The 16,532-nt window shown below is 55.5% G+C and carries 13 protein-coding genes; 8 read left to right on the top strand and 5 right to left on the bottom strand.

Translation table 11 applies throughout. The annotated features are described in order from the left end of the window. Window positions 1–58: 58 nt before the first annotated feature. Window positions 59–775, bottom strand: coding sequence for a glutathione S-transferase N-terminal domain-containing protein (locus PCI15_RS00485; RefSeq protein ID WP_271272408.1), 717 nt, complete (start codon window positions 773–775; stop codon window positions 59–61). 120 nt (window positions 776–895) lie between these two features. On the opposite strand from PCI15_RS00485, the gene PCI15_RS00490 reads away from it, so the two are divergent. The 3 genes from PCI15_RS00490 to PCI15_RS00500 all read left to right on the top strand — a co-directional run bounded on the left by PCI15_RS00490 (window position 896) and on the right by PCI15_RS00500 (window position 3,479). Further along, window positions 896–1,807 (top strand): LysR family transcriptional regulator, encoded by a 912-nt coding sequence (locus PCI15_RS00490; RefSeq protein ID WP_271272409.1) that lies wholly within the window; start codon window positions 896–898, stop codon window positions 1,805–1,807. A gap of 70 nt (window positions 1,808–1,877) precedes the next feature. Further along, a complete protein-coding gene (locus tag PCI15_RS00495) occupies window positions 1,878–2,318 on the top strand; it encodes a DUF2141 domain-containing protein (protein WP_271272410.1) in 441 nt (146 codons plus the stop codon). 204 nt (window positions 2,319–2,522) lie between these two features. Continuing rightward, window positions 2,523–3,479 (top strand): TAXI family TRAP transporter solute-binding subunit, encoded by a 957-nt coding sequence (locus PCI15_RS00500; protein WP_271272411.1) that lies wholly within the window; start codon window positions 2,523–2,525, stop codon window positions 3,477–3,479. Here the strand turns inward: PCI15_RS00500 and PCI15_RS00505 are convergent, their stop codons facing one another. Next, a complete protein-coding gene (locus PCI15_RS00505; protein ID WP_271272412.1) occupies window positions 3,480–5,060 on the bottom strand; it encodes a sensor histidine kinase in 1,581 nt (526 codons plus the stop codon). It abuts the gene before it with no gap. A gap of 268 nt (window positions 5,061–5,328) precedes the next feature. On the opposite strand from PCI15_RS00505, the gene PCI15_RS00510 reads away from it, so the two are divergent. From PCI15_RS00510 to PCI15_RS00525, 4 genes are all read left to right on the top strand, one after another. Further along, window positions 5,329–6,321, top strand: a complete 993-nt coding sequence (locus tag PCI15_RS00510; RefSeq protein WP_271272413.1) for a TAXI family TRAP transporter solute-binding subunit — start codon at window positions 5,329–5,331, stop codon at window positions 6,319–6,321. Between the two features lie 251 nt (window positions 6,322–6,572). After that, the gene (locus PCI15_RS00515) at window positions 6,573–9,191 is read left to right on the top strand and encodes a TRAP transporter permease (protein ID WP_271272414.1); all 2,619 of its coding nucleotides are present in this window, start codon (window positions 6,573–6,575) and stop codon (window positions 9,189–9,191) included. Window positions 9,192–9,257: 66 nt separating this feature from the next. Next, window positions 9,258–9,689 carry a universal stress protein gene (locus PCI15_RS00520; protein ID WP_271272415.1) on the top strand — a complete coding sequence of 144 codons (432 nt, stop codon included), beginning with the start codon at window positions 9,258–9,260 and terminating at the stop codon, window positions 9,687–9,689. A 211-nt stretch (window positions 9,690–9,900) separates the two neighbouring features. After that, window positions 9,901–10,128 carry a hypothetical protein gene (locus tag PCI15_RS00525; RefSeq protein ID WP_271272416.1) on the top strand — a complete coding sequence of 76 codons (228 nt, stop codon included), beginning with the start codon at window positions 9,901–9,903 and terminating at the stop codon, window positions 10,126–10,128. A gap of 16 nt (window positions 10,129–10,144) precedes the next feature. On the opposite strand, the gene fic is transcribed toward PCI15_RS00525, so the two are convergent. The 3 genes from fic to PCI15_RS00540 all read right to left on the bottom strand — a co-directional run bounded on the left by fic (window position 10,145) and on the right by PCI15_RS00540 (window position 15,649). Continuing rightward, entirely contained in the window at window positions 10,145–11,248 is a 1,104-nt protein-coding gene (gene fic, locus PCI15_RS00530; protein ID WP_271272417.1) for a protein adenylyltransferase Fic, read from the bottom strand. A gap of 257 nt (window positions 11,249–11,505) precedes the next feature. Then, the gene (locus PCI15_RS00535; RefSeq protein ID WP_271272418.1) at window positions 11,506–12,552 is read right to left on the bottom strand and encodes a response regulator; all 1,047 of its coding nucleotides are present in this window, start codon (window positions 12,550–12,552) and stop codon (window positions 11,506–11,508) included. Window positions 12,553–12,592: 40 nt separating this feature from the next. After that, window positions 12,593–15,649, bottom strand: coding sequence for an AraC family transcriptional regulator ligand-binding domain-containing protein (locus PCI15_RS00540; protein WP_271272419.1), 3,057 nt, complete (start codon window positions 15,647–15,649; stop codon window positions 12,593–12,595). A 110-nt stretch (window positions 15,650–15,759) separates the two neighbouring features. On the opposite strand from PCI15_RS00540, the gene PCI15_RS00545 reads away from it, so the two are divergent. After that, complete coding sequence (locus PCI15_RS00545; protein ID WP_271272420.1) at window positions 15,760–16,524, top strand: substrate-binding periplasmic protein; 765 nt, start codon at window positions 15,760–15,762, stop codon at window positions 16,522–16,524. The last annotated feature ends 8 nt before the right edge of the window (window positions 16,525–16,532 follow it).

A 16,532-nucleotide genomic window follows, 5' to 3' on the forward strand; every position in this document is an offset into this window, starting at 1 on the left:
GCAAGTGGATAAAAAAAGCCCTGCTGAAGCAGGTCTGAGTACGTCAGGAGAGGTGTTGTCAGTCTCTGGCCGGAATATTCCAGCCTTTCTGGACCGCCGGGCGTTTACTGAAACGTTCCACGTAGGCGACCACGTTCTTAAAGTTGCGGAATTCGGTTACTTCACCGGCTTTATAGAAACCTTCGATGGTTTGCAGCCAGGGGGCGATGGCAATGTCGGCGACGGAGAAGTCGCCGGCGATCCATTCCTGACCTTCCAGCTGCTGGTTGATTACGTTGAGTAAGCGCTTGGCTTCGTTGATGTAACGCTCCCGGGGGCGGGGGTCTTCAATGTCTTTACCGGCAAATGCGAAAAAGAATCCAAGCTGGCCCAGCATCGGGCCGACACCGCCCATCTGAAACATTAGCCACTGGGTGATCCTGGCTTTATCTGCCGGGCCCTTACCCAGCAGTTTGCCGGTTTTTTCGGCCAGATAGAGCAGGATTGCACCGCTCTCAAACAGCGCAATTGGCTTGCCGTCCGGACCGTTCGGATCAATGATCGCCGGAATCTTGTTGTTCGGGTTGAGGGACAAAAACTCAGGGCTTTTAACATCACTGTCCGCCAGCGTTACCAGGTGGGCTTCATAATCCAGGCCCATTTCCTCCAGCGCGATAGAAACTTTTACGCCGTTCGGGGTGGGATAAGAATACAGCTGCAGGATATCCGGGTTGCTGGCGGGCCAGCGCTGGTTAATCGGAAAATCCTCGATGTTTGTCAGGGTTGTTTCTGTCATCTGTGTGTCTCTTTGTGCTGTGAGCCTGACCCGGGGAAGAGGTTGCTCATTGAGTGAGCTTAGATTATGTTCTGTCCTAATCGGAAACAATTAGGTAATTTGAAATTGAATGTTCGTGATTTGGATACAATAGGCTTTCGCACCCTGTCGATATTTGTCACTGTCTGTCAGACCCTGAATCTGACACAGAGCGCTGACTTGCTGGCGCTGCCGAAATCCACCGTCAGCAAAGAAGTCTCCCGGCTGGAGGAACATCTGAAAAGCCGTCTGCTGGAGCGTTCTACCCGTAAGGTCAGCCTGACTGAAGCCGGTAAGCTGGTGTATGAGCGGGCATTTCAGCTGGTGGAAGAATTCCGTTCCCTGCGTCAGGATGTGCAGTCGCTGGACACGCAGGTGCAGGGGCTTTTAAAGCTGACCGCGCCACCGGTGCTGGGTGAATATCTGGCGGGGACCCTGCTGGCGGATTTTATGCAGCAATGGCCGAAAATTACCGTGGCACTGGAATTGTCCTATTCCTTCGATGATCTGTTTGCACAGGGAATTGATCTGGGGTTCCGCATTGGCCAGATTGCCGATGACCGACTGGTGGCCCGGCAGATTGGTGCATCCTCCCGGATTCTGGTGGCCAGCCCTGAGTATCTGGCGCAGCATCCTCCGGTGAAGGCGCCGCAGGATCTGGCGGAACATAACTGCCTGCGCTTTCAGTACAACCCCACCGATACCGACTGGGTGCTGACCTGTGGTGAGCACACTTGCTCGGTGCCGGTGCGCGGTAACTTCTACTGCAGCAACATAGAAGCGCTCAAAAATGCCGCCCTTCGTGGGCTGGGCATTACCCAGTTGCCGGTGAGTTCTGCCCGGGAAGAACTGGAAAACGGCTCACTGGTGGCAGTACTGGATGGCCTGTGTGTGCCGCCGATGCCGATCTATCTGGTGTATCGCAGCGGCGTTAACAAGCCCCGTAAACTGCAGGCTTTGCTGGATTTCATTGACCAGTGGGTCGCGGAAGGCAAATTCAGTTTTTCACAGTAGTGTCGTCCTAACCCTTCGTTAACCGTCTGACTGATTAAATGATGTGTCAGTGAACCGAAGGGTAAAGGATATGAAAAAAATCGTTGGCTGGTTAATGGCAGGGCTGATGTCCGGTGCTGTGCAGGCAGCGGATCTGCGGGTGAATGTTGAGAATCTGCAGTCAGACAAAGGCAAGGTCATCATTAAGCTGGTAAACCGGCATATGTATGAAACTGAAGAGGATGCGGCGGGGCTGCAGCGCAGGATCATTGCAACCCGTTTCCCGGCGGTCAGCTATACCTTCAGAGCGCTGCCGCCGGGGGAATATGCCCTGCAGGTGGTGCATGACCTGAACAGCAACCATGAGTTTGATTACAACGTCTTTACCGGCCCTTCTGAGCCGTTCGGGGTATCGCGTATGCGCTGGGCGGAGGCAGAAAGCCTGCCGGACTGGCAACAGGTGAAATTTACCCTGAATGAGCCGGTTTTCAGTGCCAAACCGGTGACGGTGACAGTCACGCTGAACGAATAATCCCAGGCTGCCAGCATCGGTGACAACGTATACATTTTTAATGCGCGGAATGTGTTCCCTATTCCTGCGGGGAGGGCCGGTAGGCCCGTAGAAAACCGCAGCAGGGTAGGTGATACTCTTCACGGCTGTTTTAGGTGTGTTCAGGCGGATCTGTTAAACTGCCGCCAATTGTCTGAACAGTGAGCCGGTAAGTTGAGAACAAGTATGAAGTATTGGTGGCAGTCCTGTCTGTTGCTGCTCTGTGGAGCAATGTTTTCCCTGCCCGGTGCCGCGCAGAGTAACATCGTCTCACTGGGCACCGGCGGCGTAACCGGGTTGTATTATCCGGCCGGCGGCGCGTTGTGCCGGCTGGTGAACCGGACCCGCAGTGAGCATGGTTTGCATTGTGTGGTGCTGAGCACTCCCGGTTCAGTCAATAACCTGCAAAAAGTCAGTAATGGTGAACTGGATCTGGGCATTGCCGAAGCGGGTCAGCTTTACGATGCCCTGCATGGCCGGGGAAAATTTCAGGAAGCGGATACCGAGCTGCGGGCGCTATTCAGCCTGTATCCTGAATATATTTCGGTGCTGGTGCGCAGTGACAGCGGCATAGAGCAGTTTGCTGATTTACGGGGAAAGCGGATTAACATCGGCCAGGAAACCAGCAGCCAGCAGATTACTTTCGGCGCACTGATTAAAGCCCGTGGCTGGCAGCTTGACGATTTTGCCGAAGTACACCGGCTGGCCCCGGCAGAACAGGCCCGGGCGCTGTGTGAAAACCGTATTGATGCCACCCTGTACGTGGTCGGGCATCCCAGCGGAGCAATCAAGGAAGCGGTGCGGGACTGCGACAGCAAGCTGATCAGTCTCAGCCCGGCAGACGTTAAAGCACTCACTTCCAATAATCCGCATTATTATACCCAGACGATGAATACCGAGTTATACGGCCTGCAAGGCGCTGTGCAAACCGCCGGTGTAAACGCCACCATGTTTACCCGGGCAGATGCTTCAGAAGAGGCGGTGTATGCGGTGGTTAAAGCGCTCTTCAGTCAGTTTGAACGCTTTCAGCGGATGCACCCGGCGTTCACCGGGCTGGATATCAAACAGATGGTCACCGCGCCGCTGGCTGCACCCATGCACCCGGGGGCGGTACGGTATTTCCGCGAAGCGGGGCTGCTCTGATCAGTGAGCGTCCTGCTCACCGATTTCCACCGGCAGATCGAGGCGGAAATGCGCGCCTTTTTCCGCCGGTAGCGAATCGATGTGCCCTTTGAGTAACTGACTCACGATATTAAAGGCGATATGCATGCCCAGACCGCTGCAGCCCTGATTTCGCTTGGTGGTCATGAAGGGTTCAAAGAGTTTCTGGTGCCAGCCGTCCGGCACACCGACACCGTCATCCCGGTAGTCAATGATCACCCTCTGCTCTTGCTGCCGGATGCTAATACTGATGTTGCCGCCGGGCTGGTTTTCAAAGCCGTGCAGCAAAGAGTTCAGAATCAGGTTGGTGAAAATCTGGTAATAACTGCCCGGGTAACTGTCCAGCAATAACTGGTCCGGCCCGCTGATGCTGATGTGCGGATGGCAGCGTTTCAGGCGGGGTTTCAGCGACAGCAGAATTTCATCCATATACTGTATCAGATCGAAGGGCCGGCGCTGTTCGCTGGACTGGTCCACCGATACCTGTTTGAAGGCCCGGACCAGCTGCGCCGCCCGTTCCAGATTCTGGCAGATCAGGTGACTGCTTTCGGCGGCGGTCGCGGCCAGCTCATCATCCGGGTGGCGTTGAAGATGGTCTTTTGCCTGATCCGAAAGGAAAGAGGCGGCGGTAAAACCAATGCCAATCGGGGTGTTGATTTCATGGGCAACGCCGGCAACCAGCCCGCCCAGTGCGGCCAGTTTTTTGGATTCCACAAGCTGGCGCTGGGTGGCACGCAGGGTTTCCAGCGTATCGTGCAATTCGCGGTTACGTTCTTCCAGTTCCCGGGTGCGGTCGGTTACCCGTTGTTCCAGTTCGGCGTTAAGTTTAGCCAGCGAACGCTCGGCATCTTCCCGTTTACTCATGTCGTGGAGCATGGATTCCCGCATGCTGTTCATGGCATCCACCACCTGACTGATTTCATCATCCTTATGTTTTTTATTGCGTTTCAGGACCAGCGGCAGGTCCAGCTGGTCGAGTTTCAGCCGGCGGGCGTAGCTGGCCATGGTGCCCAGATGCTGGGTAATCAGCCGGTGGAAGATGGTCAGAATAAAGATTGATACCAGAAAGGTCTTGATGCCCTGGGAGGCCAGAATCACCAGTACTTTATCGGTCAGGCGGCGGTAGACCTCATCCAGACTGATCACCAGTGTCAGGTCGCCCACCGGAAAAACCGTGCCGTCCGCGCCCTGATGGGTGAGGTTATAGTTACGTTCAACAATGGGGCCTTCTTCAGGGCGGCTGCCGGCGGAGTAGTAATCGCCATACTGGGAACTGATTTCCAGATAGCGGATGTCCGGTAACTGGTGCAGACCGTCCAGCTGTACCTGAATCTGCGCCGGGCTGATTTCCCACAGGCTGTTGGACAGGCTGTTCAGTGAACTGGTTTCGATCTGTTGCAGACGTTCGTCAATGGCCGACAGTTCATAGCGGTAATCCAGCCATAACTGGGTGCCGGTGGCGATCAGTGTGATGGCCGAACTGCACAGCAGAATGGCGGCCAGCAGGCGGATGCCCAGCGGTTTCTGGTAACGGAGCTGATTAAGACGCTGCAATAAAATCATGTGAACTGAGTTTGCCCGGTAATGACTGTGTGCCCATTGTAGTTCTCCTTCTACCTTAAGCAAATCAGCCCTTGCTGCCAGTATTTTACGGTAATTGGCACGTCAGGAGGTTTTATTGGCATGGCTGGCGGTCATGGCTTCCTGATGTTTCTTTTATGTTGTAGCGGTTTCCTGACAAACACGGCTGCGGTGGGTAACGCCTCTCACTGACCGCAGCCGGCTTAACATAACCCGCCCGGCGGGATAATAACGATAACAAGGTATGACCATGTCTCTGAAGAACAAATTAGCAACGACTCTGCTTTCCTCTGCGGTTGGTTTCGCCGGTATTTTCGGTGCCACTGCAGCTAACAGCGCTGACCAGACCTACGTGACAATCGGTACTGGCGGCCAGACCGGTGTTTACTACGTGGTTGGTCAGTCTATCTGCCGCCTGGTAAACCGTCAGACCGACGCACACGGCATCAAGTGTACTGCCCCTTCTACCGGCGGTTCTGTTGCTAACATCAACGCTGTTCGTCAGGGTCAGCAGGACATGGGCATGGCTCAGTCTGACTGGCAGTTCCACGCACTGAACGGTTCCAAGCATGACACCTTCAAGTCACAGGGTAAGTTCGAAGACCTGCGCGCGCTGTTCGCAGTACACAACGAGCCTTTCACCGTTGTTGCCCGTGCGGATTCCGGCATTAAATCTTTTGACGACCTGCCAGGTAAGCGCGTTAACCTGACGAACCCGGGTTCCGGTACCCGCGGCACCATGGAAGTCATCATGGAAGAGAAAGGCTGGACAAACGAGACTTTCAAACTGGCGGCGGAGCTGAAATCTGCAGAACAGGCACAGGCACTGTGTGACAACAAGATTGACGCGATGATCTACGCGGTTGGTCACCCGTCCGGTGCGATCAAGGAAGCGACGACTTCCTGTGATGCAAAAGTAATTCCTGTGACCGGTGAAGTAATCGAGAAGCTGATTGCTGAAAACGATTTCTACGCACCTGCCAGCATCCCTGGCGGCATGTACAAGGGCAGCGACAGCGATGTGGCTACTTTCGGTAACGCTGCGACTATGGTGACGTCTGCCAAGGTTGATGCCGACACTGTTTATGAAGTTGTTAAAGCTGTATTCGATAACTTCGACCGCTTCAAGCGTCTGCACCCTGCGTTCGCTAACCTGGATCCACAGCAGATGATCGCCAACGGTCTGTCTGCACCGCTGCACGAAGGTGCTGTTCGTTACTACAAAGAACAGGGCTGGATGTAAGCCGAATCCCCTCAAACGGACACGTTTTCAGATGCCTGCAACGCTCACTTGTCGATTATGGCCTGCAGGCATCTTTTTTACATGAGAAAACGGTCAGAAGTTCTCCTGATCTGCTGACCGTTTTCATGTCCCTCGCAGAGAGCCTGCTCTCTGCCGAGCCCTCCATCAGCCGGGCACCCACAGACAGTTTGGTCTGAGGGGCTGAATTCGGAGGGCTCTTTTTTTAGCCATGCTGTTTTTTGGAGCTGATTATGACAACTACGCAAAACAGACAGGGAGAGGTTGAAGAGCAAGAACTTCAGGACATGGTGGCCGCCAATGATACCGGAGCCCGTATTCCTGAAGGCTGGCAGGGTAAGGTACTACTCGGTGCGGCACTGTTCTGGTCACTGTTCCAGCTGTGGATCGCCTCGCCACTTCCTTTTTATGACTGGCCTTTAATCGGCAGTTTCGGCATTTTCAACGACACTGAAATCCGTGCAATTCACTTAGGTTTTGCCACCTTTCTGGCATTCACTGCCTACCCGGCGCTGACTCGGTCTCCACGTCACCACATTCCTCTGACCGATATCGGCCTGTGCCTGATCGGCGCATTCAGTGCGTCCTATATTTTCCTGTTTTATGATCAGTTAGTGAGCCGTCCGGGCCTGCCGAATACGCAGGATCTGGTGGTATCTGTGATCGGTCTGGTGTTGCTGCTGGAAGCTGCCCGCCGGACACTGGGGCCGCCACTGATGGTGGTGGCAATTGTGTTCCTGACTTACTCGCTGGCCGGCCCCTATATGCCGGATATCATTGCGCATAAAGGGGTGTCACTGGAAGAACTGGTTAACCACCAGTGGCTGACCACGGAAGGGGTTTTTGGTATTGCGCTGGGTGTATCGTCCAGTTTCGTGTTCCTGTTTGTACTCTTTGGTGCCTTGCTGGATAAAGCCGGTGCCGGTAACTACTTCATTCAGGTAGCCTTTTCCCTGCTGGGCCATATGCGCGGCGGCCCTGCCAAGGCGGCGGTAGTGTCTTCCGGCCTGACTGGCCTGATCTCCGGTTCGTCCATTGCCAACGTGGTGACCACCGGTACTTTTACTATTCCGATGATGAAACGGGTGGGCTTTACCTCTGAGAAAGCCGGTGCCGTTGAAGTAGCATCTTCGGTTAATGGCCAGATCATGCCACCGGTGATGGGGGCTGCGGCCTTCCTGATGGTGGAGTACGTGGGCATTTCCTACGTACAGGTGATTACCCATGCCTTTCTGCCGGCACTGATTTCCTACCTGGCGCTGATCTATATCGTGCACCTTGAAGCGCTGAAGCTGGATATGCAGGGCCTGCCACGTCGCGGTGCGGTGAAACCCTGGCAGCTGCGCATTTTCGGCATGCTGACCGGTTTCCTGCTGACGGCTGGTTTGGCCGCAGCGGTGTATTTTGGCATTGGCTGGATCAAGCCGATGTTTGGCGACTACGCGGGCATTGTTATCGCGCTGCTGTTAGGCGGTGCTTACCTGTTCCTGCTCAGCTATGCGGCGAAAGTGCCTGATCTGCAGCTGGATGATCCGAATTCACCTATGGTGCAGTTACCGGAAGTGGCCCCGACAGTTAAGTCAGGTCTGCATTTCTTACTGCCGGTTGTGGTGCTGGTCTGGTGTCTGATGGTTGAACGTCTGTCGCCGGGCCTGTCGGCATTCTGGGCCACCGTACTGATGATCTTCATTCTGGTCACCCAGCGTCCGCTGATTGCCTGGTTCCGTAATGAACAGGGAATCGCGCATCGTCTGCGTCAGGGGGCCAATGAGCTGGTCGACGGCCTGATTGTCGGTGCCCGGAACATGATAGGTATCGGCATTGCGACGGCCACGGCGGGTATTATTGTCGGAGCCGTCTCACAGACCGGTGTAGGTTCTGTACTGGCGGATCTGGTGGAAGTGTTGTCCATGGGCAACCTGCTGCTGATGCTGATCCTGACAGCGGTTCTCAGCCTGATTCTGGGCATGGGCCTGCCGACGACGGCAAACTACATTGTTGTTTCTTCTCTGTTGGCGCCGGTGGTTATCTCACTGGGCCAGGAATCCGGATTAATTGTCCCGCTGATTGCGGTGCATCTGTTCGTATTCTACTTCGGCATTATGGCAGACGTGACCCCACCGGTCGGTCTGGCCTCTTTTGCCGCGGCGGCAGTGTCCGGTGGTGATCCCATCCGGACCGGTTTTGTCGCCTTCAGCTACAGCCTGCGTACGGCGGCGCTGCCGTTCCTGTTTATCTTCAACACTGATCTGTTGCTGATAGACGTGACCTGGCTTGAAGGAATCCAGATCTTCATCGTGGCAACCATTGCGATGCTGATCTTTACCGCTGCGACCCAGGGGTATTTCTTCGCCCGTAACCGTTGGTACGAAACTGTCTTACTGCTGCTGATCGCCTTTTCGATGTTCCGCCCGGGTTTCTGGATGGACCGGATCGTTGAGCCTTATCAGCAGATTGCTCCACAGGCACTGGTTCAGGCGGCGGATGATATCGCCCCGGGAACCGAACTGCGCTTCTGGATCGATGGCGAAGATGCTGTCGGTAACCAGCGTTCATTCCTGGCCAATCTGGTGCTGGGTGAAGGTGCCGATGGTGCCGAGCGGCTGGCCAATACAGGCGTGGAACTGTTGGACAATAATGGTAAGACCGTCGTGGACTTTGTTGCCTTCGACAGCGCAGCAGAGCGTGCCGGACTCGCCTTTGATCAGGTGATTACCGGTGTCGAGGCACCGCAGGTGCAACCTGCCAAGCAGCTGATGTATATCCCTGCCGGGATGTTGCTGCTGGGGCTGATTGCCCTGCAACGGCGACGTCGCAGTGCCCAGGCTAAGCTGACCCCCGCCGAAGCGTAATCCGCAACGGCAATTATTATCCGGCAGCCCACAGAATGGGGTGCCGGAACATTCGAGGATTGAGTGATGTTTAAGAAAGTACTGGTACCGGTGGATGTGTCTGAACCTGAATTTATTCAGGACGCACTGAAGCTGGCACTGCGGGAAGTACAGGATAATCAGGCGGAATTGCATCTGGTCACTGTGGTGTCCGGGTTCAGTAACTCGCTGGTGGCCTCGTTTTTCAGTGAAAGCGATCATCAGCATGCCATGACGGAAGTGGCCCGCAAGTTCAAAAAATATGCGGACTCAGTATTGCCGGAAGATGTTCATCCGGTACTGAAAGTGTACGAAGGATCACCCGCGGAAATGATTATCCGCTACATCCGCAAAAAGGACATTGATCTGGTGGTTATGTCCGCCCATCACCGTTCCCGAATGAATGAATTCCTGCTGGGCTCTGTCTCAGCACGGGTAGCAGAACGGGCCGGATGCTCGGTGATGCTGCTGAAAAACTGACTTTAGTCAGGATTGCTTGTTAAGGGCAGGTTGTTTGCTATGTTTGTGAAGGGGAATTTCCCATAGCAGGCGTAACCTGTCCTGATTACGGAAGGATCAGGCCTGAGCCAAAGCCGATTCTGATGGTCGGTCACGAAACTGCACAGACGGTGTGACCGGACATCACTCAACTGAAACCTAAAAACAAACGGCCTCAGGGGCCGGCAGACCGATGAACGTAGCAGACGCATATCAACCTGTAACACCTATCGAATTCGTTTTAAAAATCCGTGAAATTGCTGCTGACAGCTGGTGGGTATACCGCCATGAAATCATGTCCGGAGGTATGCTTAAGCATATGTCCCGGGTGGTTTTCTTTGGCCGCAGCCGTGAAGAAGCGGAACAGTGGATTGATCACCAGCGCCAGGAAGGCACTGTGTATCTGTTGTCAGATAACTGATCACTGAAGCCCGTACTCAGTACGGGCTGACTGTGTTGCTGTCCTGACGCATCAGTTCCATGAGTTTAGGATGGACGAAAAGCTTCTCTTTTCCGGCGGATGTTTCCTGTAATACGCCAATGGCGCTTAATTGCCTCAGGTAAGTGGATGCTGTCTGGCGCTTGGCGATGCCATTTTCCACCAGATTACTGATACGGCAGTAAGGCTGCTCAAAAATCAGCTGAATCAGCTCATAGCTGTATATCTTGGGTAACTGTTGCCGGACATATTCTGCTGTCAGATTCATCAGTTCCGTGATCGCAGATATCTTATCGCGGGTCCATATCGCGGTTTGCTCTACACCCCTGAGCATAAACAGCAGCCAGTTCTCCCACGCCTGTTCCCGGGTTACTTCTGTTAGTAAACGGTAGTAGTCCTGCTTGTGCTGGACGATATAGCGGCTCAGATACAGGATGGGCAGAGTTAACAGGTTCTGTTCAATCAGATACAGGACATTGATGATCCGACCGGTACGGCCATTACCGTCCAGAAACGGGTGAATAGCTTCGAACTGATAATGGCTGACAGCCATTTTAATCAGCGGATCGAGATCATCGTCAGCATGAAGAAAGCCTTCCCAGTTACTTAATAAGCCCCGGATAACATCCTCGCCGGCTGGTGGGGTATAGATAATATCTCCGGTTGTCTGATTTTCGATGACGGTACCGGGAATTTTACGGACGTCCATGTGCGTGTTTTTCAGCGTGCTGCAGACTTCGGTTGCTGTTGCCGTACATAGCGGCCGGCTTCCCAGTTGTGCAAAGCCCTGCTGCAGTGCTGTGCGGTAACGCAGGGCCTCTTTTGTCGCGTGATCGGCACCGGTATCTTCCCGGGCATACTGAAACAGGCGGTCCGTGGTGGTGACAATGTTTTCGATTTCTGAGCTGTCTTTGGCTTCCAGCAGAGGCAGGAGATTAATAAGCATGCTCTGATTAGGCAAAAGTTGACCTGCCTGTTTAAGTTCAGCAAGGGCGGCACGTGCCGGTATACAGGCTTTCAGAACCGCCCGGGTTTCTGTAGTTTCAGTGTTGGGCGGTAACAAAGGCAGTTGGTTATAAGCCTGGTCTGCTGTCCATGTCATGTTTAATTTCCTGAAGAATATCGACATGATTCGTCTGTTTGGCAGTGTATGTCGATATGATCGACACAACAAGTTTATATGTCGATTTTGTGATCTTTTATCGACATGATGATCTGGCCGGATCACGGAAAGGTCATAAGTTGTGCATCGTCATACTGATACAAACAGCGTTCAGTCCGGATGAGTTCAGCCCGGGCGCTTTGCCCGCTAAAATGCCGTGGTACGGGGCTGAGGGGGTCTGTGCGGCTGGCGTGATGCTACAGCGTCAGCGGGAGCAGGCAGCGGATGGCGCTCTGGTCACCGGCGTCCAGTAGCTGACCGCCCAGTTGCTGACACTGGCTGTGCAGCTGCTGTTGCAGGTGTTGGCTCCAAGGGGTCCGGGTAAATACCGGCTGGCCGTGGGGCTGAGTCAGGTTCAGCAGTAGCTGCGCGGCGCCGGATGCGCTGACGCTGAGTTTCAGGTCCTGGCCGCCGGCCTGCAGAATGGCCAGTTCGGTGGCCGTAATCAGTAATTGCTGCAGCGGTTGCGGTGCGCTCTGAATTTCAGACGGTAACTGTTCATCCAGGCTGTAATCCAGCAGCCAGCCTTCCCGGCGGCTTTGGGGCAGGAATATCTGTAACACTTCATTGAGCAGGTTACTGAGGCTCACCGGCCGGGATGCTTCTGTTGTAGCAGAGTTTTGCAGCAGGCTGACGCTGTTATGCAGGCGTTGTTGCCGGGCATGCAGTTCATGGCTCAGGTCCCGGGCGACCGGGTTCAGTTCCAGTTGCTGCAAACGGCGACTTTGTTGCAGCAGAGGGGTAATTTGCTGCTGCAGTTCAACCGCAGCACACTGCAATAATCCATCCTGATGGCCGTTGCTGGCGGGCTGATCCGATTGCTGGCGGGCGGTTTTAATATCCCGGTAGGAACGTAACGCCACCACCACCGAGGTGAGCAGGCGTGAAGCGGACAGCTCAGCTTTACTCAGGTAGTCGTTAATGTCGTAGTTAACAATGACCTGGGCTTCCGGGGCGTAGCCCGGGTGGCCGGTACGGAGAATGATGCGGATATCCTGATTATTCAGCTGGTTACGGATGAAATCCACCAGTTGCAGACCTTCGTGATCGGTTTCCATGACCACGTCCAGCAGGGCCAGGGCGATGTCCTGCTGCTGTTCCAGAATCTGCCGCGCTTCTGCCCCGTTCATTGCACTGATCAGTTCGATACCACGCTGCTCGAATTCGTAGCCACGGAAGATCATCCGGGTAATGCCGTGGATGCCTTCTTCATCGTCAACTATCAGTACTTTCCAGGGGGTCATATGCGCCGTTATCTGATTTATGTCGGTTACGCGTGATTGGTTATTTTGCCAGCAATTCCAGTGTTTGTGCCAGCTGTTTTATTTTTGCATCCGCCTGCCAGTGACGATAGAAGTGCATCGCTTCCTGTAAACAGTAGCGGGCCAGCGTTTTCTGGCCGTTGTGGTGCAGAAAATCGGCGTAGCGTTCGTTGACCAGTGCCCGGTGGAAGCTGAACTGCTGACGGTCAGCCGCCTGCAGCGCCTGCTCGTAGTAGCGGACGGTGGTCTGGCTGTCCGGCTGAAAGCGGCTCTGTTCGGCCTGCAGTAGTTGCAGCTGACAGTTAAAGTTGTCCGGACTCTGGGTCGCCCACAGTTCCAGCCGGGAGATCAGCTGTTCGGTTTCCAGCTGACGCCGCCGGCTGATGGCCTGTTGCTGGCCGGCCTGTATCAGCCGCATCAGGGTTGTGCAGAACAGGGCTTCACTGACACCGAAATAACCTGCCAGCTCGTTTTCCAGCCGGGCTTCCCAGCGGTACAGATCCGGCCAGAGGTGCTGCTGGTCCAGCAGTAATGCGCTGATGCAGCAACTGACGGCCTGCCATCCATGCTGATAGCTCAGGCTGGCCGGGGGCGGTTCAGTGCCTTGCAACTGGCGAATGACTGTCAGGGCTGAGCCTTCCAGCCAGGCGGCCTGGGTGTGCTGTTGCCGGGTAAGCATCTGCTGGTGTTGCTGTTGCAGTTGCGGATACAGCTCACCCAGCGGGGTATTGCTGAACAAATCCAGCTGGGCAGCCAGTAGCTGGCCTTCGCTGAGGGTTGGCCACTGATGGTGGCTGGTGGCCAGTTCCAGTGTGTGAGTAAGCTGCTGACGGACTTCCTGTAACGGGCTGAACCAGTGCTGCACCTGGCTGTTCAGCCGCAGGGCGGCACTGCCCGTCTGGACCGGATGGTGTGTGCTGTCTGCCAGATGCATGGCTTTGCTGGTAAAACTGCGGGCCAGTTGGGTGTCGGCACAGAACCAGCTGGCCACCCAGGCGTAACTGCTGAAGGCAAAGGCTGCCAGCGGCGAGCCGGGATGCTGCAGGCAGTGTTCGGTCATCCGGCCGATGGCGCAGGCTGCCAGCAACGGCTGGCTGAGCTGGCGGGCCAGCAGGCTGATGTGTTCCAGCAGCTGCAGCTGAAGATTGTCATCCGGTGTTTCAATCTGGCGGCTGTCGCGGCTGGAAATCCGGCTGATCCGTTCCAGCTGGCTGAGCAAGAGATTGAGCTGCTCGCTGTGCGCTGTCGGCAGTGGCCGGTGATCTGTTTTCAATTGCTGGCAAAGTACTTCAAGGGCGTTTTCTGGCCGGTTCTGTGCCTGATACAGACGGGCCTGTAACAGAGAACGACGGGTTTGGTAATGGGGCAGTAAAGCTGCATCCGGCTGTTTCCGGATCGCCTGCAGGCAGTGTTCTGCCTGACGGATATCACTGCTGAGCAGGTGCAGATCGGTGCTCTGTAATAACAGGTCTGTGCGCTGATCCGCATCGCTGGCGTCGGTCACGGCATATTGCAGGTACCGGGCGGCCTGAGCATAGTGTTTGTCTTCTCGGGCATATGCGGCGGCCTGCAGGTTTAACGTCTGGCGGCGGTTGTCCGGCAGGGGGTCGTCGAGGCGGTTCAGATGCCGCAGCACCGGGCCGAGCCGGTGAGCATCCTGTTGTGGCTGGGGTGGTAAATCTGTGTACAGCGTGGCAGCAAACTGCCGGTGCAGGCGTTGCTGTTCGTCATGGCTGAGTTGCCCGCAGAGAATGACCTGCAAGGCCGGATCAGCGAAGTGGTAGCTGATCTGTTCCGGGGTATGTTCTTCACGGATCAGAATGCCGGCCTGTTCTGCCGGCCACAGATGAATGGCCAGCCGGGCGATAGGGTTGCCGGTCACCCGGGCCAGTTCAGAGAGGTCGTTACTGATGCCGCCGATGGCGGCAATGTCCAGCAATTCGCGGCTGAAGCTGGTGAGGCTGTTCAGCCGTTGCCGGAAGGCGTCTTCCCGGTTGTCTTGCTGTACCCAGTCAGCATCATTCACCGGCCCGGTGTCTATGTTTAACGGGTCGGGTATGTGGGGTTTAATCTGTTTACGGTACTGGCTGGGGGCAATGCCCATCCAGCGTTTAAAGGCTTTCTGGAAGGCTGACTGGTTAGCAAAGCCCAGCTGAAAGGTGATTTCGCCGAAACTGAGCTGCCCCCGCTGGATAAGCTGCAGGCACAGGTCCCGGCGGGTCTGATCGTAAAGGTCCTGAAAGTTGGTGCCCAGCACGCCCAGTTTCCGTTGCAGGGTCCGCAGGCTGAGGCCCAGAGTGGCAGCGACTTCTTCCCGGCGCACGGCGCTGCCGCCTTCGGCCAGCTGCTGGCGGATGAGGTTGCGGGTCTGGGCGATAAGCGCCCCCTGCTGGTTACTTTTACTGAGCAGTGAATCGGCAAATTCCCGGTGCAGCTGGTGCATTTCGCCGTTGGCATCCAGACAGCCCAGGCTCAGATATTCACTGTTGAGCAAGACCTGATGCCGGGCCGCGCCGAATTCGACTTCAGCGGCAAAGAATTGCTGATAGGGCTGGATATTGTCCGGTTCGGGTAAGGCCAGCCGTACCGCATGTGCCGGTACCTGCCGGCCGGTGAGCCAGCGGGGCCAGTTCACCAGACAGGCAAGAAAGTATTCGATCGCCCGGGGATCATTCTGGTTCAGTTCCAGTGTCAGCAGGCTACCTTCCGCGGTGGGCTGCATTTCCAGCACAGCCCCTTCGATGAGCAGGGGCAGGTAATCGATCAGGCTCTGGTAAGCCTGCTCCAGTGTGGTGGCGGTTGCCATCAGAAAACCGATAGAGCCTAGTAACCGTGGCTGGGTCGCTTCCCCCAGACTGAGGGTGATCAGCGGGTTGCCGCTGGCTTCAGCCAGGGTCTGCAGGACAGACGGATAGCAGCTGACGGCAAACCGGGCACCGGGCTTGCTGTATTCTGCTTCGCTGAGGCCGGCACTGTCGAGCAGTTGCTGATGCAGGGTTCGTTCGCCCTGTTGTGGGAAGTGGCGTGCCAGCTGTAAAACCGGTTCAAGCAGTTTGGCGGAGGCGCTGTTGGTCTGCATAAAAGGGGGTATCTTTGCCGCACATGCGTTTAATTGCAGAAGGTGGCATGAATTTAGGTTATTCTCTGCCTGTTATCAGTTGCTCAGAATATCACAGAGAATCAGTAAATATGTCCTTTCGTGCCATTTTGCACTTTATCAGCGGTCTGTGGCTGGTGTTGCTTGCCGCGTTGCCGCTACAGGCGGCACCGGAAGCAGAGCCTGCCGCGACGCGAACGCTGCGGGTGGGCATGCCTTTGCCGGGGCAGATTCCGTTTTTCTGGCAGGATGAAGCGGGCGAGTTTCAGGGCATTTATGCGGATACCTTACGGCTGATTGCAGAAGATTTAGCGGTTGAACTGGATTTTGTGCCTCTTTCACAGGCCCGTTTACAGCGTTTATTCATTGCCGGCGAGATTGATATCGAGGCTGGCGTGTCGCCACAGCTGGAGGTGCCGGATGCCTTGCAGCAGGTGTCGCTTTACAGCATTCCGTTTGGCATTGTGAATGAGGTGATTATTTACCGCCCGGAGTTGTCGTTCCCGGTGTTTATTCTGAAAGATCTGGAAGGTCAGCGGGTGGCGACGGTACGGGGGGCTTCTGTGCCGGATAACCTGATCCGGGAGGATTTTGCCAGCCAGTGGCAGATTGCTCAGCGGGTGCACCGGGGCTGGAATCAGATCGGGCTGATTAACGAAGCCACGGCGTTGCGGTATCAGTCGGAGGAAAGCCTCAACTATGAGATTTCCCTGCCGTATGCCAGTAATGCTGTGACCTTCCGTTTACACCGCGCCCGCAGTCCCTTACTGGCGCAGCTGAATGCGAGTATCGCCCGGCTGGAGCAGCAGGGCGAACTGGAGCGGCTGGTGTGCAAATACCGTTGCGGCACCCAGTAAACCCGGCC

This window comes from Aliamphritea hakodatensis (genome assembly GCF_024347195.1).
Taxonomy (GTDB): Bacteria; Pseudomonadota; Gammaproteobacteria; order Pseudomonadales; family Balneatricaceae; genus Amphritea; species Amphritea hakodatensis.

Bases quoted from the DNA above. Each gene is read 5' to 3' on its own strand.
- PCI15_RS00485 (WP_271272408.1), bottom strand. From the start codon at position 775: ATGACAGAAACAACCCTGACAAACATCGAGGATTTTCCGATTAACCAG.
- PCI15_RS00495 (WP_271272410.1), top strand. From the start codon at position 1,878: ATGAAAAAAATCGTTGGCTGGTTAATGGCAGGGCTGATGTCCGGTGCT.
- PCI15_RS00500 (WP_271272411.1), top strand. From the start codon at position 2,523: ATGAAGTATTGGTGGCAGTCCTGTCTGTTGCTGCTCTGTGGAGCAATG.
- PCI15_RS00505 (WP_271272412.1), bottom strand. From the start codon at position 5,060: ATGATTTTATTGCAGCGTCTTAATCAGCTCCGTTACCAGAAACCGCTG.
- PCI15_RS00510 (WP_271272413.1), top strand. From the start codon at position 5,329: ATGTCTCTGAAGAACAAATTAGCAACGACTCTGCTTTCCTCTGCGGTT.
- PCI15_RS00515 (WP_271272414.1), top strand. From the start codon at position 6,573: ATGACAACTACGCAAAACAGACAGGGAGAGGTTGAAGAGCAAGAACTT.
- PCI15_RS00520 (WP_271272415.1), top strand. From the start codon at position 9,258: ATGTTTAAGAAAGTACTGGTACCGGTGGATGTGTCTGAACCTGAATTT.
- PCI15_RS00525 (WP_271272416.1), top strand. From the start codon at position 9,901: ATGAACGTAGCAGACGCATATCAACCTGTAACACCTATCGAATTCGTT.
- fic (WP_271272417.1), bottom strand. From the start codon at position 11,248: ATGACATGGACAGCAGACCAGGCTTATAACCAACTGCCTTTGTTACCG.
- PCI15_RS00535 (WP_271272418.1), bottom strand. From the start codon at position 12,552: ATGACCCCCTGGAAAGTACTGATAGTTGACGATGAAGAAGGCATCCAC.
- PCI15_RS00540 (WP_271272419.1), bottom strand. From the start codon at position 15,649: ATGCAGACCAACAGCGCCTCCGCCAAACTGCTTGAACCGGTTTTACAG.
- PCI15_RS00545 (WP_271272420.1), top strand. From the start codon at position 15,760: ATGTCCTTTCGTGCCATTTTGCACTTTATCAGCGGTCTGTGGCTGGTG.